Origin of the sequence: Ureibacillus aquaedulcis (genome assembly GCF_030418165.1) — a bacterium.
Classification (GTDB): Bacteria; Bacillota; Bacilli; order Bacillales_A; family Planococcaceae; genus Ureibacillus; species Ureibacillus aquaedulcis.
On sequence record NZ_JAUHTQ010000002.1, the window covers coordinates 233,660 to 251,687 of the forward strand.

Consider the following 18,028-nt stretch of genomic DNA (forward strand, 5'->3'; position numbering starts at 1 on the left):
AATCAGTGATTTATATTGGTTTTGGGGCGTGAGGAATGGTTATATTTATTATAATCAAAGTGTCGGATAATATGCAATCATTTGTTGAACATAAGGGCCATTTTTAGCACGCCATCTTCCCAATTAACTTTAAATTTTTGTTATCCAAAATTGATAGTCTTTTGCTGGCCTTTTGAATTTCCAAAATTTATTGATAGCGTAAGTTATTGTATAATGTGACTAACAAAGTAAAGGGGCTGTTTTAATGCAAGTACGAACTACAAGGCTTCCTGAAGAGGACGCCAAAATTATTTATCAGGAAACCGCCGGACTCGCCATTATAACGATCCATCGACCTCAACTTAAGAATGCGTTGACCGCCAATATGTGGAATCAACTGGCTAAAATCGCTTCACAAACTCTTGAAAACCCTAAGAACAAGGTATTAATTTTACGAGGTTCCGGGGAAAATTTTACAGCTGGTTCCGATATAAAAGAATTCAATTCGATGTCATTGAAAGAAGCAGAAGAAGCCTTTGTTCATATGGAAAAGACCATCTCCACAATTGAAAAATTACCGATTCCCGTTATTGGGGTTATAAACGGACCTGCCATGGGGGCTGGACTGGAATTGGCCCTTGCTTGTGACATACGTATAGGTTCTGAAAAAGCACGGATGGGCATTCCTGTCGGAAAGCTCGGCATTACTCTTAACAATAAATTTGCAAAACGTCTCGTTGATCTGGTTGGACCTTCCGCCACAAAGGATTTTGTTTTCACAGGGCGAATGTATAAGGCGGAAGAAGCACATAAAGCAGGTATGCTAAATTATCTGGTATCTGAGAAAGACTTAAATAAATTTGCCTTACGGATGGGTAAGCTTGTTGCGGGCATGTCCCCTTCTTCATTACTGGCTGTGAAGCGTTCTGTTCAGGAATGTCTGGATTCTGCCCCAGTACTCTGGAAATCTTCTGCACCATTTGTGGATCATGACGATTTTCCTGAAGGTGTCCGTGCATTTGTTGAAAAACGTCAACCTCACTTCACTCGAAAGCAATAGTAAAATAGGCTGCCATTAGGAGTATCCTACCTATGGCAGCCTTTCTTAGTTTCAATTATTTCTCTGCTATTCCTTTAATATAAATTTCTATCGAAGAGGGTTCAAATTCAAAATGGCGCAAGAATTGTTCAGAAATTAACTGCTGTAAACCTCCCATTTTCTCCACTACATCGTAATTTACTGGCGGACTTAGATATAACGTTAAATAGAGTATTTGCCTATAATCTTTCATAACAAAATGAATTGAGTCAATTTTTGCAACCACCTTATACTGGCCGATTAGGTATTTAATTAAATCAATATACACATTTTTTGAAATATCAATTATTTGCTGATGAAAATCTGGTTGAACAATTGTAGTTTCACCCAGCTTCACCTTATTTTTTGAAAAGATATCAAATCCTCTATAGATAAACCTTTTGAAGAAATTCTGTTCGACCTGTTTATAAGGAATAGGCATCACATGTTTTCCTTGTGTCGTTCTGATGAACTTAGCCATTAAGATTTCTCTTGTCGACCGGATTTGCTCAATATGATGAAAATATTGAATTGGTTCAAGCTGAAGCCGTTTTGCAATCTTTTTTGTCATTTTATCCGAAGTACCAATAATAAGGATTGACTGTACTTCGTGCTCTTTTAGGGCATCCATTACTTGCAGTTGATGCTGCTGTTCTTGGAAAATTGCACGGCGTACTGCTGTAATGGTATTTTTTTCGAATTTAGCTGATGTTCCTGCTACTTTTTCCCCATGTATGATCAATAATCCATCATCTATAATTGCTTCTATTTGATTTTCGTATGCAAATTGAATCGCACTTGTACTTTTTCCGGTACCACTTGGTCCGCTTAGAGAATGTACAATCATCACATTCACCCCTTGTCGTAGAAATAGTAACATTTTATTGTTGCTGTATTTTGTACATGTTAATGGAGGAAAAAACTTCAAATGATAAATGTTGCTCTATAAATTTTATTTATTTCATTTTTTCAGATTTAATAGCCAATTTCCATAAGCACTATGATAAAATGTGATTTATATTTTTATAGAGTAAAAGGAGTGTTCCACCTTGAATGTGATTGCATCAAAGAAAATGTTTTTATTCGAACCTGCTATTTTCAGTAGTTTAAAAAATTTTGCAAAGCAACAAGAAGAAAAGTTAGGGGTTAACTTGATTGATTTAAGTTTAGGTAGCCCTGATATCCCTCCACATGATATGTTGCTTCAATCAATGTCCGAATTGAGTAGGCAGCCCTCTTCTTATGGCTATACTTTGACAGGTTCAAATGAATTTTACGCCGCAGTCGCTAGATACTATTTACGCGTAAACAAGGTAAATTTGAATCCAGAAACTGAAATCGTCCAAACAATTGGATCACAGGAAGGGTTGGTCCACTTCCCCCTTGCCTTTTGTGACCCAGGTGATTATGTTTTAACAACAAACCCGGGATATGTGGCATATGCAGCAGGAATCACACTAGCAGGGGCAACACCTTTTTACATACCATTAGATGAAAGCAATGGTTTTCTGCCAAATTTGAAGGCTATTCCGGATGACATTGCTCAAAAAGCAAAACTACTACTATTAAATATGCCTGGAAATCCAGTTCCTATGTCACCATCGATTGAGTATTTTTCGGAAGTGGTGGAATTCGCCAAGAAATATAATATTATTGTGTTGCATGATGCTGCATATTCCGAATTTTACTTTTCCGGTGAGGCACCAATCAGCTTCCTGGCAGCACCAGGCGCAAAAGAAGTTGGGCTAGAAATCAATTCTCTTTCGAAAAGCTTTAGCTTGGCAGGAGCACGAGTCGCTTACATTGCTGGAAATGCCGAGATGGTTGCCATTATCAAACAATTGAAATCCAATTTGGACTTTGGCATTTTTGATCCGATCCAAACGACGGCTGCATTGGCACTGGATCATGCCGAAGAAATCACTGCCCCATTGCGCCGTACCTTTGCACAACGCCATGCAACGCTGATGGAGGGTCTCCAGGAACTTGGATGGGAAGTGGCGCCGTCTAATGGTGGAATGTTTGTATGGGCAAAATACCCATATAACTTAGACAGTGTCTCCTTTGCCTATAAAGCTATCGAACAAACAGGTGTACTGATGGTGCCAGGAACTACCTTTGGCACGGAAGGCGAAGGTTTTGTACGTTTAGCTCTTGTTCAAAAGGATGAACTTTTAAAAGAAGCAGTAAGTCGACTTAGAACGTTAACCATCTAAAGATGAATAGCTCCCCTCCCCACGAACACATGGCATTTACGTGACAAGCTGATTTAACTCACGTAATGAACATATTTCCCAACAATAAAGGATGTCTCAATGAATTCGAGACATCCTTTTGTTAGTTCATTCTATATATCGTACTTGTTATCAATATCACGCTCAAAGCGATTATATCGTCTTTTCACTAGACCAAACAAATGACTAACGAGTACCTTCAATAATGCATAGCCGGGTATACCAAGGATGACCCCCGCAACCCCAAATAGAGATCCGAATGTCAATAATACGAAAATAATCGTAATGGGATGGACAGAAAGAGATTTACCCATAATATTTGGTGTAATAAACTTCCCTTCAACCAATTGAACAATCGTCCAAACAATAATTAATTGGATTAACATAAATGGAGAGTCTACAATAGCAATTACAAGTGCCGGAGTTATGGCAATAACGGGTCCTAAATAAGGAACCACACTTGTTACCATTGCCAGTATTCCTAACAAGAAGGCATAGTCCAGGCCGATAATTAAAAACCCGATGGTCATCATGACACCGATGCAAATTGATACTAAAATTTGTCCAAGTATGTAGGAACTTACTTGCTTATCCATTTCTTTCATTACTTGTCCTACTTCTGCTCTCGCCCGTGGCGGGAAAATCCTTAAAATAAATCTCGGTAACTTTTCACCTTCATAAAGCAAATAAAACAAAATGAAAGGCACTGTCACAAGGGAAAGTAAAATTCCAGTCAAAGTGGAAACAAATCCAGTAATCCCTGATGCAACGGAAGAAGCCACATTTGTTACAGTATCCCTCATAGTTGTAACTAAATCATCTGTGACATCTGACAAAATCTTCTCATAATCAAAATTGAATTTTGTCAGCAATTCATCAAAACTTGAATTATTTATGAAAGTAACGGTCGATTGAACGAACTGCATGAAGTAATTCGGGAATTCCTCTACCAAGTTGGTAAACTGATCCCGTAAAAATGGATAGACAAGCAGTGATAACAATGTCAGGAGTGCTGCCACGATTACATACAGAATTAAAATTACAAGGCTACGAGGTACCTTCCCCTTCCCACTTTTATCCGCCAAGCGTACAAATGGTCTTAACAGGTAGTAACCGATTATTGCCAATACCCCAGGCAGGATGACTACTTCAAATAAAACTTGAAGCGGGTAAAAGATAAAATCGACCTTATCGAATACAAAAATAATACAACCTGTTAATAGTAATGCAATAAGTAAAAATAAGAGATTTTTACCACCTAGAAATCGGATAAATCTTGTTTGAAAGAAAGATGATCTTTCCCTTGTTAACCGATCCTCATAACCTTTTTCTCTTTCCAAAAAACCACCTCGTCAAACTTTGAATTTATAGCTAGTTATATTTTATCATGTAGAATGTTTTTTCATAAAGTGTAACAACTGCCATACGTTGGAATTTTTTATACCATTAAATAGGGATCTATATACATAGAAGGTTATTCGCCCTCTAGCTGCAAAAAATCATGTAAATTCTGTTTATTTGCATCAAGATCTATCTCGATTACATCCCCGGCATGAGTGTAGGATTGATAGCTATAGCTCCCTTCAACGGGAATTGTCATTTTTTGTATTTCAACTTTTCCCCCAACAGCAAGAGAAAGCACTGTTTTAATCTCTTCGGATGTTGCTAGGTCTGTTGTAATATATCCTTGTGCAGCACCGATTAATTTAGGCAGATTATTCAAATTTGCCGGCGATAGCAGCTCATCCTTTAAGGCATCAATTACTTTTTGCTGCCGTTGTACACGACCAAAGTCACCATCTTCGTCATGCCGGAACCGCGCATATCCAAGAAGCTCCTGCCCATTCAATTGTTGTTGCCCCTTGGACAGCGATACATCGATATAGGCTGACATATCTTTTTCTACGTCCATGTCAATGCCATCAGGCGCCAAAATATCGATTAGTGATTCAAAACTTTTAAAATCGATAAGCGCGTAATGATGTATTGGGACATCAAACATCGAATTTAATGTATCTTTCAACAGTTGTACACCACCTAAATAGTACGCAGTATTTAATTTATAGGATTTATATCCTGGGATATCCGCATAAATGTCCCGCATAAAGGACACAAGTTTCAAATCATTTGTATCTTGATTCCACGAGAGAAGCATCATCGTATCCGACCTTGACTCCTCTTCCCCTCTACTATCTACCCCGATAATTAAGTAGTTTTTTATTATTTCTCCTGACTCATCTGCAACAAATTCCGCCTCGGGCAATTTTGTTTCCGAAGCAAGTTTTAGCCCACTTTGGTATTGGAAGTAAGTGTAAATGCAGATCCCTATAAGCAAGAGGATGAACAGAGTAAAAAACAGTCTTCCCTTTCTTAATTTGCGTTTTTTGTGCCGAGTCTGTCTTTTTTCTTCTAGTGGATGTTCTTCCATCTTAAATCTCCCCTTTGATAATTCAATTACCAGACGATTGGAATGATAGAAAGGTTCATTTTTCCATTATTATACTACGCATACAGACAAGAAGCTTGAAATAACCAATAAAATAATCATAATAATTTGTTTCAATACCTATATCATGATACAATACTATTTATTTTAAGCATTGGAGGCGTAAAAATATGGAAAAAGCAACATTTGCAGGTGGATGTTTCTGGTGTATGGTAAAACCTTTCGTAGAATGGGATGGAATACATAAAGTAACTTCCGGCTATATGGGCGGAGTAATAGAAAACCCTACATATGAACAAGTAAAGAAAGGCAATACGGGGCATCTTGAAGTGGTTCAAATCGAGTTCGACCCTGCTGTTTTCTCATATGAAAAGTTATTGGAAATCTATTGGATGCAGATTGATCCTACAGATGATGGCGGGCAATTCCATGATCGCGGAGAATCCTATAAAACGGCCATTTTCTATCATACAGAAGAACAACAACACATTGCGGAAAATTCTAAACAGCAATTGGCCGAAAGCAGCCGCTTTAAAAAACCGATTGTAACTCAAATCTTGGAAGCCAGTACATTCTATGAAGCAGAAGATTACCATCAAGACTACTATAAAAAAGAGGAAGCTCATTACAAGGAAGACCGTGAAAAATCCGGGCGAGATGAGTTTATTAGCGCTCATTGGAAATAATCGCAGTCCAATCATTTCATGGGCAATAAGATAATAGTACAAAAGGCGACAAATCCATCGTTGGATTTTGTCGCCTTTTATAATTTGATGGCTATATGAAAAATATCGCGCTATTAGCGTAAAGTGAAATCTTTAATTGCTGCAAGGAAGACCGAACCATAACGTTCCAGCTTATTTTGCCCGACTCCGCTTACTTCCAGGAACAGCTCTTCGTCGGTCGGTTTTTTGTCGCACATATCCTTTAAAGTCTTATCTGAAAAGACAACAAAAGGAGGAACCCCTTCTTTTTCAGCTAAACTTTTGCGAACAGCACGTAGATGTTCGAACAAAGGATTATCCTGCTTGACGGTCGTTACTGTAGGCTTCGTGCGGCGTAATACTTTCCTTTTTCCTAAAAGAACAGCCTTTCCCTCATCGGAAATATAGATTGTGGGAAATTGACCAGGTTGGACCAATAACACTTTCTCCGAGATTAAAAATTCAATAAAACTTGAAATCTCCTTTGCATTCATGGATTTTAAGATGCCAAATGTAGATAAATGCTTAAAACCTTCAATCTTTTTATTTCGGGAGCCAGCCAAGACTTGCGCAGTAATCGTTTTCCCAAATTTTTGCCCCATGCGTACAACGCAGGATAATACCTTCTGGGCATCCTCTGTCACATCCATCTTGGGCCTCTCGTCTATACAATTGCTGCATTGCTGGCATGATGAAATTCGAGATTCGCCAAAGTATTGTACTATATAGGATTGCAAACAATTTTCAGTATGACAATAATCGACCATACTTTGTAGTTTTTCAAGTTCAAGGGGAATTCTTGAGCGGTCCTGAGCCTGATCAATTAGAAAACGCTGGGTTTGTTCGTCCGAGGAGCTATAAAGCAGGATACATTCACTTGGTAATCCATCCCGGCCTGCCCTTCCTGCTTCCTGATAATAGCTTTCCATGTTGCGTGGCATTTGGTAGTGAATAACAAAACGTACATTCGTCTTATTTATACCCATTCCAAAGGCATTCGTTGCTACCATGACCTGCACTTCATCTTGCAAGAAGCGATTTTGTTCTTGTGTTCTTTCGCCTTCTCCCATTCCGCCATGGTATTTTGCGACGCGTACGCCACTTTTTAATAATAGCTCATAAACTGCTTCAACCGATTTTCTGGTAGCAGCATAAATAATCCCCACTTCATTTGCGTTGTTTCTTACATATTTTTTGATGTACTGCTCCCTGTTTTCTCCGATCAGTACTTTAAATGAAAGATTTTCCCTTGAAAAACCCGTTATAAAGCTATCTTGTTCACTGATATGTAATAAAGAGCAAATATCGTGGCTTACAGTAGGTGTTGCCGTTGCGGTTAAAGCGATTACAGTCGGCTTTTTTGCCCAAAGTGAAACAAGCGAAGCAATCGTACGATAACTTGGTCTGAAATCATGCCCCCATTGGGAAATACAGTGCGCTTCATCAATAGCAATCAAAGGAACATTCAATTGCGCAAGCTCCCTACGAAAAAGTTCATTTTCCAGTCGTTCAGGTGCAATATATAAGAGCTTGACGAAGCCTGCTCTCACCTGTTCCATTGTTTCGTTTATTTGACTATAAGTTAACGAACTATTAATATATGCCGCTTGAATCCCATTCGAATGAAGAAGATCCACTTGATCCTTCATCAAGGAAATAAGGGGAGAAATCACAACTGTCGTTCCCTCCATACATAATGCAGGTACCTGGTAGCAAAGAGATTTTCCCCCGCCGGTCGGCATAACGCATAGGGTATCATGACCATTTAGCACATTTTCAATTACCTGCTGTTGGCCGGAGCGGAAACTATCATATCCAAAATATTGTTTTAAAATTTGCTGTGCTTGCTGTATCATAATCTACCTCTCTAATTAAGTAGTTCCCTTATTATACTAGAAATATGGAAAAAGAAAAAAGAGGGAACCAAATGAATTTCTGCATCTGTCATTAAACCCTTGGGTGATGCCAGTGATTTGTAGCTTTTGTATACTCTCCATGCTATAATAGAAACATTGTGTACAAAAGAGATTTTTGAAACAATTTCAATAACTGAATATAAAAGGAGGAGCTTACATGATTCAAGTTAGCAATGTAGGTCTTCGTTATGGCGATCGCAAACTATTTGAAGACGTAAATATTAAATTCACACCGGGGAACTGTTATGGACTTATCGGTGCGAATGGTGCCGGAAAATCAACTTTCCTGAAAATCCTATCAGGAGATATCGAGCCTCAAGAAGGTCACGTATCAATGGGGAAAGATGAACGTTTATCCGTTTTAAAACAAAACCACTTTGAATACGATGAGTTTAACGTACTTGATACGGTTGTTATGGGGAACAAACGTCTTTGGGAAGTGAAAGCCGAAAAAGACGCAATTTACATGAAGGAAGAGTTCTCTGATGAAGACGGTATGCGTGCTGCAGAATTAGAAGGTGAATTTGCGGATTTAAACGGCTGGGAAGCAGAATCTGAAGCTGCAACATTACTTAACGGTTTAGGGATTGGTGACGAGCTTCACTACGCACAGATGGCAGATCTAGAAGGTTCTGACAAAGTAAAAGTCTTATTAGCTCAAGCCCTATTTGGTAAACCTGACGTGCTATTACTCGATGAGCCTACCAACCACTTAGATTTACAAGCCATCAAATGGCTGGAAGAATTTTTAATCAACTTTGAAAACACTGTAATTGTTGTATCCCATGACCGTCACTTCCTAAACAAAGTGTGTACGCATATTGCGGATCTGGACTTCTCTAAAATACAGATTTACGTTGGGAACTATGATTTCTGGTATGAATCAAGTCAATTAGCTCTTAAAATGGCACAAGACCAAAACAAGAAAAAAGAAGAGAAAATTAAAGAGCTGCAAGCGTTCGTTGCTCGTTTCTCTGCTAATGCATCGAAATCAAGCCAAGCTACATCTCGTAAAAAAATGCTGGATAAAATCGAATTGGAAGATATCAAACCTTCAAGCCGTAAGTATCCATTCATTAATTTCCAGGTTGGCCGTGAAATCGGAAATGACGTATTGACTGTTGATGGCTTGTCTGCTTCACAGGAAGGTGAAGTGTTATTTAAAGATATCCGCTTTATGATGAATAAAGAAGATAAAATCGTTTTACTTGGAAGTCCTTTAGCCAAAACTGCTTTAATGGACATTTTAACAGAACAACGCCAAGCAGATAGCGGTTCATTTAAATGGGGCGTAACAACTTCTCAAAGTTATTTCGAAAATGATCATGATAAATACTTCACGGGATCAGAAAAATCATTAGTTGAATGGCTTCGTCAATATTCGCCTGAAGATGAAACAGAAAGCTTCTTGCGTGGTTTCTTGGGGCGTATGTTATTCTCAGGTGAAGAAGTGAAGAAATCCCCTTCTGTACTATCCGGTGGAGAAAAAGTTCGCTGTATGTTATCTAAGATGATGCTTTCCAATTCCAACGTATTATTATTAGATGAGCCTACAAACCATTTGGACCTAGAATCAATTCAAGCGCTAAATGAAGGGTTAATCCGCTTTAAAGGTGCAATGATTTTCACATCACATGACCACCAATTTATTCAAACAATTGCAAACCGTGTTATTGAAATTCAAGAAGACGGTTCAATTCTTGATAAACAACTAACATACGATGAGTTCCTGGAATGGAAAGAAGCTCAAGGAATTAAGTAATGCGTTTTGTTCAATCCGTAAACTTTAAGGTTTGCGGATTTTTTTATCCGCTTCTCTTAGTTAACATAATATTATTATAAGTAACTAACATTACGATGGTATCTATTTTAAATAAATAAAAACACAGGCACCCTCAGTTTTAAGGTTAAATGGTTCAAACAAATTAAAAGAGACATCCCTCTTCATAGGGATGTCTCCGATTAACGTTTTTAGTTGAATTAGTACTAATTAAAGTTTTACAACGTTAGCAGCTTGTGGTCCGCGGTTTCCATCAACAACCTCGAATTCCACTTTTTGACCTTCGTCAAGTGTTTTGAAACCTTCACCTTGAATAGCTGAGAAGTGTACGAATACGTCGTTTTCACCTTCAACCTCGATGAATCCAAAACCTTTTTCTGAGTTAAACCATTTTACTGTACCTTGTTTCATTTAAGAAAACCTCCAAAAAATATAAATATTAACAATATGTGATTGTTTTACCGTAATAAAAATTCACATATTACAAAGAGTACCGACTTTACACCGATCACTCTTTGTAATATGTGAATCAATTTGTACCCGGCCAAGCAATATTATTGTTATTTAAATTATACCATCTTATGACAGTTTGTCAAATGCAATATTCATCTTTTTTCTAATTTTCGCTTATTTCTGTTAATTGACTACTCAATTTTTATTATCAATCAAGTTATCGATAATTATCCCATGAAATATTTGGATATCATCCTCACATGCCTCACAATACTCCCGTTCGTCTTCCGTCCAAAAGGCGTAGTATTTATCCTCTTTCGATGCTTCATGTTCAAATTTTTTACGAAAATCGATTAAAGTTTCTTGCAGTTTTTTTTGCAGCTCTTCTTCAGTTTCGAATTCTTCTGTACTTACGATATTTGATTCCCAGCCTTCAAACTTCCACCATGGTTCGTAATCTGCTTTCATATATATAATTTGGTACACACATTTCGATCCTTTCCTTCTGCTATTATGTATTCTAATGGAAAGATAGGGGGATGTCTATTTTCAAACCTTGAGCTACCTATGGTTTGATAAAACTAAATCATTTTTCCTATAGAAAAAAGAGAGAGAATTTCTAGTAAAGTTATATCAATTGGTGTTAAATATTACATCAAGATGCTTGTTTTCTTTTTTGTATTTAATTAAAGTAGTACTATAGAATAATTTAACGCAAAAATTCGTGACCTGATGAAACTTTTTTATCGCTTCTTTCGTAATACAATTATAGAAATTAAGGAGGTACGGATATGCTAGGCGCTGCAAATTTCTTTATAAGACATGCACTTAACTTTTTAATAGCCTTTACAGTGTTTATTTTATCAATTTTTAGTTTTGATATTGATTTTATTTTCGGGCCGATATTATCAATTGTTGCATATTTAATTGGCAACAAGGTGATTAAAGCATTCCAGAAAGCAAGACGAAGCAAGGAGCTTGGATTATCCCGCTCTGAATTTAAACATATCGAGGCACAGCTAAAACAAGCAAAGGGACATATTAATTCCCTCTCTCAACAATATATTCGCGTTCGTTCTGTTCGTTCATTCAAATTACTAAATGAAATGATGAAGCTAGCAAAACGAATTATAAATATTGTCCAGAATAACCCGCAGAAATTTTATTCAGTAGAGGATTTCTTCTATTCACATTTACCGTCTGCTGTACAATTAACCCAAACATATACAATGCTGAGTCAAACTCAAGTCAAGGATAATGAAATTCATTTAGCTCTGGAAGATACGCGCAGAACCTTAAAAGGGCTGCATGGTACAATGGAAAACGATTTAAAATGTGCCATCGAATCCGACTTGGAGAGCTTAAGAATCGAATTGGATTTTGTAAAACTGGAAAATGCTAAAAAACTTCAGCAAATCGATCTTCGAGGTGGTAAATAATGACATATAAAAAGAGCTCAAATCATCCATTTGAAGAGTTTTCAAATAATGAGGGCTCTTTTTTACATTCTTTTGAAAGCAATCATTATAATTCCGACATCCCCGTTTTCACTTCTTTAAATAAAGAAGATCAATCCAGGGCTTTAATGATAGCAAGTAAAATAGATGTAACTCAATACGAAAACGTCCTGCAATTTGGTTCGGAAATCCAGCATTCACTAAAAAACTTTACCCATAATATGCTTGTACGAGTTCAGCGGAGTGATACATCCCCTATCCGGGAAATTTTACATAAGCTTATGGAGCATCTGGCAAAAATCAACCCTGATGATTTGATAGAAAAAGAGAAGGGATTTCTTCAAAAACTTTTTAATCGCTCAAAATCATCCATTTCGGAAATGATGAGTCAATACAATCGCTTAAGCAAGCAAATAGATCGTCTAAGCATCCAGCTGCAACACGCACAAAAAGGATTACTTGCAGACATGAAGATGTTAAATGACCTATATAAATTAAATGAGGAATATTATCACAATCTAAATATATATATTGCCGCTGCTGAGATGAAGAAAAAGGATTTATGCACAAACCAACTACCCAAACTGGAACAGTCCAGCAAACTATCAAATGACCCATTAGATAGACAGCGAGTAAACGATTTACAAGATTCTATCGAATGGCTGGATAAACGGTTATACGATTTACAGATTTCTAGAGAAATAGCAATCCAAACGGCTCCGCAAATTCGAATGATCCAACAGACAAATCAACTGCTTGTTGAAAAAATTCAAGAGTCGGTCATGACCACGATTCCATTATGGCAAACACAAATCTCGATGCTGATGAGTATGAATAATCAGCGAAGAGCAAGCCAAGCGACTCGCCGACTTATGGATACATCCGAGCAAATGCTGCAAAAGAATGCAAAAATGCTTGAAACTACTGCAAAAGATTGCAGTCGACAAAAAGTGATTTCCCATAGTGAAATCGACTTATTCAAACAAACACAAATAGAATTAATTCATACCATCGAAGAAGCACTTAGAGTACAAGCAATAAGCAATGAACAACAAGCATCAATAGAAGCAAAAGTCATCAAAACCGACTAGCCCCCCCCAGCTCGGTTAGAAGATATGAAATGTTTATATGGAAATAAAAGAGCACCATAGTTTCGCCCTAACCCGGAACTATGGTGCTCTATTTATGATCATTCAAAATAATCTTTGTAGTATCCGCCAACATTACCTGTATTATCAACGACAAAGATGAATTCTTCCGTTTCATTTTTCACTTCATATTCTTTTCCGACTGTTAATACATTAGATACTAAATATTTCTCGGCATTCGTATGTGTACATTTTACTTTTCGAATCGTTGGTGCATCTTTCCATTTTAAGTTTAACATTTCTTCTTAACCTCACTTCAAAACTTATCTGCATATCGTTTCTATTCTAGACTATTGTATCTCATTTCCACTCATTTGTGGAACGTTTTCTATCTTTCTTGAGGAAAATTGTTATAAATGGTAAATTAATTTAGAGGTGATGATTTTGCACTTTGGCGGTTTTGGCGGGGTTCCCATCTGGTTTTTCATTATTGCAATTGTTTTTGCAATCATTTTTATTATCGTTTCTGAATGGAATTCGAGAAGTTGAAATCTTTTATAACAATGAAAACAAGCTTTACTAAAAGAGGAATCGACGGAAAGTTGACTATACAAAAAAAGATAAATTCCTGAAAAGGATCAGGAATTTATCTTTTTTGCTTATTGCTTTAAAGTGCGTTTTAAAAATTCTTTCGTTCTTTCTTGTTTCGGATTCACCAGTACTTGCTCAGGTGTTCCCTCCTCGACAATGACCCCTTTATCCATAAAGACAACACGGTCGGAAACCTCTCGTGCAAATTCCATTTCGTGAGTTACGATTAGCATCGTATGCCCTTCATCTGCTAATTGGCGCATTACTTTTAATACTTCCCCAACCATTTCAGGGTCAAGTGCAGATGTTGGTTCATCGAATAGCATTACTTCCGGGTCCATTGCAAGTGCACGGGCGATGGCAACACGTTGTTTTTGACCACCCGATAATTGGCGTGGTTTTGCATTTACATATTGATCCATTCCGACGATTTGAAGATACTTCAATGCATTTGCTTTTGCTTCTTCTTTTGAACGTTTTAAAACTTTCTGTTGGCCAACAACACAGTTTTTTAATACATTGTGGTTATTAAATAGGTTGAATTGTTGGAAGACCATGCCCAAATGTGTACGATATTGTTTAATATCGTGTTTATCATCCAGAATATTCTCGCCATTATAGATGATTTCGCCGCCACTTGGTGTTTCTAGGAGATTGATGCAACGCAGCAAAGTTGACTTTCCTGACCCAGAAGAACCGATCAAGCATACAACCTCACCTTTGTTTACAGTGAAATTCACATCTCTTAAAACTTCATGGCTGCCAAATGATTTATTTAGATGTTTTATATCGATAACTTTTTCCATCATACTATCTCCTTACACCATTAAAGAATTGGTTCTTCTTTTTTAGTTTGCACTTGATATGCATCTTGCCCATCCATTTTCTTCTCGATGACACGTAAAATCCGTGAAGCAATGAAAGTCATGATCAGGTAGATGAAACAAGTGATGATAAAGGATTCTGCAAAGCGGAAGTTAGCCCCTGCAATTGACTTTGTTGTAAAGAATAGTTCCGTTACACTAATTACACTTAGTACTGCAGAGTCCTTGATATTCATAATTAGCTGGTTCCCTGTAGCAGGTAGAATATTACGGAAGACTTGCGGCAATATAACATGCACCATTGTTTGGAAATGTCCCATTCCTATAGCCGCGGCCGCTTCATACTGCCCTTTATCGATGGAGACAATTCCTCCACGAACATATTCCGCCATGTAAGCTCCAGTGTTTAATCCTACAACCACAACGGCTGCTACAAAACGATCCATTTCTATACCATAAGCATATAATCCATAGAATACAACCATTGCTTGTACAATCATTGGTGTACCACGGAAGATTTCGACATAAACTGTTAATATGAAATTAATAATCTTTAAAATAACAGCTTTAAAAGATTTCTTGCGAAGAGGGATTGTGTGTACGACACCAATCAATAATCCGATAAGAGCACCAATAATTGTACTGAAAACTGCAATTAATAATGTTATATATGCACCTTGTAAATAACTTGGCCAATTCTCTTTTAAAATTGAGAGTATAATATCAAAACTCATAAAAATCCTCCTAAATAATTTGAAAAACCTTATCCTCTACCAGTCTCTTATTTACAGTTGAATAAAATAGTAATAGAAAAAGGATAAACTGGCCACAAAAGAGCGGCCAGTACTTATCTCTTTCCTATTGTGCAGCTGGTTGGTTTGCAATTGCTTCGTCCATAATTTGTTGACGTTCTTCTTCAGAAATTGCATTAAGTGTTTCGTTGATTACATCTATATTTTTATCGCCTTTTTTAAGACCGATAGCTACTGATGTGTCTGCTTCTTCCGTTTCGAATCCTTCTTCCAATTCGATATAAGTAAAGTTGTTATTTGCTGTTGTAGAAGAAATCGCCTCTGGTCGTTCAGCTACATACCCATCGATAGCCCCTGATTCCAATGCAACACGCATATGGGAAAAGCTTTCCATTGCTACTTCTTTTTTAACATCCGGAATTTGATCGATTACTGCATAGTTCGTTGTATTCAATTGTGAAGTAATTTTTGCACCTGCGAAATCGTCAAGTGTTTTAGCATTAGCATATTGACCATCCGCTTTTGTAACAATAACAAATTGACTTGTATAATAATTATCTGAGAAATCGATAACTTCTTTACGCTCATCAGTTGGACTCATACCCGCGATAATTGCGTCGATTACACCTGATTGTAATGCTGGAAGCAGGCCATCCCATTCAGTCTTTACGATTACTAATTCTTTACCTAAAGATTCTGCAACGCGTTTAGCGATTTCGACATCATAACCGCCTGCATATTCTTGTGAACCTTCAATTTTCACTGCACCATTTGAATCATCTTGTTGAGTCCAGTTAAATGGAGCATAACCAGCTTCTAAACCTACTTTAAATACATCGCTTTCCTTTGAGTCCGAAGTGGATGTTGAAGTACCTTCTTCAGCACTGCCACAAGCTGCAAGCAGCAGAACAGCCAGCAAAGTCGTCATTAAGATTTTAAGTTTTTTCGACATTTTATTTTCCTCTCTCCTTCTTCATTCTTTAGGGCAAATTAACGAAAAAAGCGACCTAAGATGAACTTAGGTCGCTAGTATTTTAGCCCAAATCCTCTTACGTTCCCTAACTGAGATAGCTCACCTCAGATGGTTGGGATCTCCATCTGAGACAGTCCTGCAATTATTCACTGCAGACCCAGCATGAAGTAGAGAGCCTACATTCACACTTCGGCGACGTTTCCTCATTTTTCACATCATGGTTTTGCTCTAAACTCCATGAAAAACTATTAAGCATCGCGCCTCTACCTCACAAGTCACGTGAGGTTTATTAATATTAAATTACTATTAGAATATTACTATATCAATAATATCATGTCAACATTCATTATTCTGAATAATAGACTTTTTACATGTCTGTTCGGGTAATCAAAACATTTTTGTCGGCATATAAAATTTTTTTTAAAAAACCTAGCGAAATACTTTTCGCTAGGTCGTTTCTACATTAAGAATTTAGTAGTAAATCTTCTGGATTTTCGATTAGTTCTTTAACTGTTTTCAAGAATCCAACTGAATCTTTTCCATCGATAATGCGGTGGTCATAAGATAGAGCCACGTACATCATTGGACGAATTTCAACTTCACCATTCACAGCAACTGGGCGTTGAACGATTGAGTGCATTCCTAAAATACCTGCTTGTGTACCGTTCATAATCGGTGTAGACATTAATGAGCCGAATACGCCGCCATTTGTAATCGTGAAGGAACCGCCGGCCATGTCATTTAGACCTAATTTTTTATCACGAGCTTTTTTCGCTAAATCTGCGATATCTTTTTCGATTTCAGCAAAGTTTTTAGCATTAGCATCACGAACCACCGGTACTACTAAACCTTCTTCAGTAGATACCGCAATACCGATATCGAAGAAGTTATTTAAGTGAATTTCATCACCATTGATTTGCGCATTTACGTAAGGATACTTTTTAAGTGCAGCCACAACCGCCTTAGTGAAGAATGACATGAAACCAAGTTTGATGTCGTTTGCTTTCACAAACTCTTCTTGTTTGCGTTTACGTAAAGCCATAATGTTCGTCATATCAATTTCATTAAAAGTAGTTAACATTGCTGTTGATTGTTTAACTTCAAGTAAACGTTTCGCAATTGTTTGACGACGGCGAGACATTTTTTCGATTGTTATACGGTCAGTTTCTGCTGCCGGTGCAAATACAACTGGTCCATTAGTAGTTGTAATTGGCGCTGCTGCAGAAGCCTGGGCAACTGGAGCTGTTCCGTGTGCCGCTACGTCCTGTACGCGTACACGACCTTGTGGGTCTACAGGTGAAATTGCACTCAAGTCAATTCCTTTTTCACGAGCTAATTTACGTGCAGCCGGAGATGCAACAACGCGCTCATTCGAAGTAGTTTCTTGAGCAACCGGAGCTGGTGCTGCAGGAACTTGTGCTGGTGTAGGCGCAGGAGCTGGTGCACTTTCAGCTTTAGGAGCCTCTTGTGATGCTGCAGGCGCTGCTGCTGAACCTTCTCCAGCTTCAACGATTGCGATCACTTGTCCTACTAATACTGTATCGCCTTCTTCAGCCAGTACTTGAGTTAAAACCCCAGCTTCTTCTGAAATAATTTCGGCATTTACCTTATCTGTTTCCAATTCTACGATGAATTCGCCTTTTTCAACACGATCTCCAACTTTTTTCACCCATTGTGCAATGGTACCTTCTGTAATTGATTCTGCTAATTCGGGAACTTTAATTTCAGCCACTTTAAATATCCTCCTTTATAT

Annotated in this window: 17 protein-coding genes and 1 riboswitch; of the genes, 6 read left to right on the top strand and 11 right to left on the bottom strand. The window is 37.6% G+C overall.

Going from position 1 to position 18,028, the window contains the following annotated elements; all coding sequences use genetic code 11:
- Positions 1 to 244: 244 nt before the first annotated feature.
- Entirely contained in the window at positions 245 to 1,039 is a 795-nt protein-coding gene (locus tag QYB95_RS03760) for an enoyl-CoA hydratase/isomerase family protein (protein ID WP_301136781.1), read from the top strand.
- 55 nt (positions 1,040 to 1,094) lie between these two features.
- Here QYB95_RS03760 and QYB95_RS03765 read toward each other — a convergent pair whose 3' ends face one another.
- Positions 1,095 to 1,904 carry an ATP-binding protein gene (locus QYB95_RS03765; protein WP_301136782.1) on the bottom strand — a complete coding sequence of 270 codons (810 nt, stop codon included), beginning with the start codon at positions 1,902 to 1,904 and terminating at the stop codon, positions 1,095 to 1,097.
- 202 nt (positions 1,905 to 2,106) lie between these two features.
- Between QYB95_RS03765 and QYB95_RS03770 the strand changes: the two genes are divergently transcribed.
- Positions 2,107 to 3,273 carry an aminotransferase class I/II-fold pyridoxal phosphate-dependent enzyme gene (locus QYB95_RS03770; protein ID WP_301136784.1) on the top strand — a complete coding sequence of 389 codons (1,167 nt, stop codon included), beginning with the start codon at positions 2,107 to 2,109 and terminating at the stop codon, positions 3,271 to 3,273.
- Positions 3,274 to 3,404: 131 nt separating this feature from the next.
- On the opposite strand, the gene QYB95_RS03775 is transcribed toward QYB95_RS03770, so the two are convergent.
- Complete coding sequence (locus tag QYB95_RS03775) at positions 3,405 to 4,631, bottom strand: AI-2E family transporter (RefSeq protein WP_301136786.1); 1,227 nt, start codon at positions 4,629 to 4,631, stop codon at positions 3,405 to 3,407.
- A 134-nt stretch (positions 4,632 to 4,765) separates the two neighbouring features.
- On the bottom strand, positions 4,766 to 5,719 hold the full coding sequence (locus QYB95_RS03780; RefSeq protein ID WP_301136787.1) for an LCP family protein: 954 nt from the start codon (positions 5,717 to 5,719) through the stop codon (positions 4,766 to 4,768).
- A 188-nt stretch (positions 5,720 to 5,907) separates the two neighbouring features.
- On the opposite strand from QYB95_RS03780, the gene msrA reads away from it, so the two are divergent.
- Entirely contained in the window at positions 5,908 to 6,423 is a 516-nt protein-coding gene (msrA, locus tag QYB95_RS03785) for a peptide-methionine (S)-S-oxide reductase MsrA (protein ID WP_301136789.1), read from the top strand.
- Between the two features lie 113 nt (positions 6,424 to 6,536).
- On the opposite strand, the gene recQ is transcribed toward msrA, so the two are convergent.
- The gene (recQ, locus tag QYB95_RS03790; RefSeq protein WP_301136791.1) at positions 6,537 to 8,297 is read right to left on the bottom strand and encodes a DNA helicase RecQ; all 1,761 of its coding nucleotides are present in this window, start codon (positions 8,295 to 8,297) and stop codon (positions 6,537 to 6,539) included.
- Between the two features lie 217 nt (positions 8,298 to 8,514).
- On the opposite strand from recQ, the gene QYB95_RS03795 reads away from it, so the two are divergent.
- A complete protein-coding gene (locus tag QYB95_RS03795) occupies positions 8,515 to 10,119 on the top strand; it encodes an ABC-F family ATP-binding cassette domain-containing protein (RefSeq protein WP_301136792.1) in 1,605 nt (534 codons plus the stop codon).
- Positions 10,120 to 10,347: 228 nt separating this feature from the next.
- Here the strand turns inward: QYB95_RS03795 and QYB95_RS03800 are convergent, their stop codons facing one another.
- Together QYB95_RS03800 and QYB95_RS03805 are read right to left on the bottom strand one after the other, a co-directional pair.
- A complete protein-coding gene (locus QYB95_RS03800) occupies positions 10,348 to 10,548 on the bottom strand; it encodes a cold-shock protein (protein ID WP_036179813.1) in 201 nt (66 codons plus the stop codon).
- Positions 10,549 to 10,785: 237 nt separating this feature from the next.
- Complete coding sequence (locus tag QYB95_RS03805) at positions 10,786 to 11,076, bottom strand: DUF1033 family protein (protein WP_301136798.1); 291 nt, start codon at positions 11,074 to 11,076, stop codon at positions 10,786 to 10,788.
- A gap of 305 nt (positions 11,077 to 11,381) precedes the next feature.
- Between QYB95_RS03805 and QYB95_RS03810 the strand changes: the two genes are divergently transcribed.
- A complete protein-coding gene (locus tag QYB95_RS03810) occupies positions 11,382 to 12,029 on the top strand; it encodes a 5-bromo-4-chloroindolyl phosphate hydrolysis family protein (RefSeq protein ID WP_301136799.1) in 648 nt (215 codons plus the stop codon).
- The gene (locus tag QYB95_RS03815) at positions 12,029 to 13,138 is read left to right on the top strand and encodes a toxic anion resistance protein (protein ID WP_301136800.1); all 1,110 of its coding nucleotides are present in this window, start codon (positions 12,029 to 12,031) and stop codon (positions 13,136 to 13,138) included. Before QYB95_RS03810 ends, QYB95_RS03815 begins: the two co-directional genes overlap by 1 nt.
- 98 nt (positions 13,139 to 13,236) lie before the next feature.
- Here the strand turns inward: QYB95_RS03815 and QYB95_RS03820 are convergent, their stop codons facing one another.
- The 5 genes from QYB95_RS03820 to odhB all read right to left on the bottom strand — a co-directional run bounded on the left by QYB95_RS03820 (position 13,237) and on the right by odhB (position 18,007).
- On the bottom strand, positions 13,237 to 13,434 hold the full coding sequence (locus QYB95_RS03820; protein ID WP_301136802.1) for a DUF6501 family protein: 198 nt from the start codon (positions 13,432 to 13,434) through the stop codon (positions 13,237 to 13,239).
- 360 nt (positions 13,435 to 13,794) lie between these two features.
- Positions 13,795 to 14,532 (bottom strand): amino acid ABC transporter ATP-binding protein, encoded by a 738-nt coding sequence (locus tag QYB95_RS03825; protein ID WP_301137055.1) that lies wholly within the window; start codon positions 14,530 to 14,532, stop codon positions 13,795 to 13,797.
- A gap of 20 nt (positions 14,533 to 14,552) precedes the next feature.
- The gene (locus QYB95_RS03830; protein WP_301136803.1) at positions 14,553 to 15,284 is read right to left on the bottom strand and encodes an amino acid ABC transporter permease; all 732 of its coding nucleotides are present in this window, start codon (positions 15,282 to 15,284) and stop codon (positions 14,553 to 14,555) included.
- A gap of 124 nt (positions 15,285 to 15,408) precedes the next feature.
- Positions 15,409 to 16,254: a transporter substrate-binding domain-containing protein gene (locus QYB95_RS03835; RefSeq protein ID WP_301136804.1), complete on the bottom strand. Its 846-nt coding sequence runs from the start codon at positions 16,252 to 16,254 to the stop codon at positions 15,409 to 15,411.
- A 108-nt stretch (positions 16,255 to 16,362) separates the two neighbouring features.
- Positions 16,363 to 16,549, bottom strand: a riboswitch (Lysine riboswitch).
- A 189-nt stretch (positions 16,550 to 16,738) separates the two neighbouring features.
- Positions 16,739 to 18,007: a 2-oxoglutarate dehydrogenase complex dihydrolipoyllysine-residue succinyltransferase gene (odhB, locus tag QYB95_RS03840; RefSeq protein ID WP_301136806.1), complete on the bottom strand. Its 1,269-nt coding sequence runs from the start codon at positions 18,005 to 18,007 to the stop codon at positions 16,739 to 16,741.
- Between the last annotated feature and the right edge of the window lie 21 nt (positions 18,008 to 18,028).

Bases quoted from the DNA above. Each gene is read 5' to 3' on its own strand.
- QYB95_RS03760 (WP_301136781.1), top strand. From the start codon at position 245: ATGCAAGTACGAACTACAAGGCTTCCTGAAGAGGACGCCAAAATTATT.
- QYB95_RS03765 (WP_301136782.1), bottom strand. From the start codon at position 1,904: ATGATTGTACATTCTCTAAGCGGACCAAGTGGTACCGGAAAAAGTACA.
- QYB95_RS03780 (WP_301136787.1), bottom strand. From the start codon at position 5,719: ATGGAAGAACATCCACTAGAAGAAAAAAGACAGACTCGGCACAAAAAA.
- msrA (WP_301136789.1), top strand. From the start codon at position 5,908: ATGGAAAAAGCAACATTTGCAGGTGGATGTTTCTGGTGTATGGTAAAA.
- recQ (WP_301136791.1), bottom strand. From the start codon at position 8,297: ATGATACAGCAAGCACAGCAAATTTTAAAACAATATTTTGGATATGAT.
- QYB95_RS03795 (WP_301136792.1), top strand. From the start codon at position 8,515: ATGATTCAAGTTAGCAATGTAGGTCTTCGTTATGGCGATCGCAAACTA.
- QYB95_RS03800 (WP_036179813.1), bottom strand. From the start codon at position 10,548: ATGAAACAAGGTACAGTAAAATGGTTTAACTCAGAAAAAGGTTTTGGA.
- QYB95_RS03810 (WP_301136799.1), top strand. From the start codon at position 11,382: ATGCTAGGCGCTGCAAATTTCTTTATAAGACATGCACTTAACTTTTTA.
- QYB95_RS03815 (WP_301136800.1), top strand. From the start codon at position 12,029: ATGACATATAAAAAGAGCTCAAATCATCCATTTGAAGAGTTTTCAAAT.
- QYB95_RS03820 (WP_301136802.1), bottom strand. From the start codon at position 13,434: ATGTTAAACTTAAAATGGAAAGATGCACCAACGATTCGAAAAGTAAAA.
- QYB95_RS03825 (WP_301137055.1), bottom strand. From the start codon at position 14,532: ATGGAAAAAGTTATCGATATAAAACATCTAAATAAATCATTTGGCAGC.
- QYB95_RS03830 (WP_301136803.1), bottom strand. From the start codon at position 15,284: ATGAGTTTTGATATTATACTCTCAATTTTAAAAGAGAATTGGCCAAGT.
- QYB95_RS03835 (WP_301136804.1), bottom strand. From the start codon at position 16,254: ATGTCGAAAAAACTTAAAATCTTAATGACGACTTTGCTGGCTGTTCTG.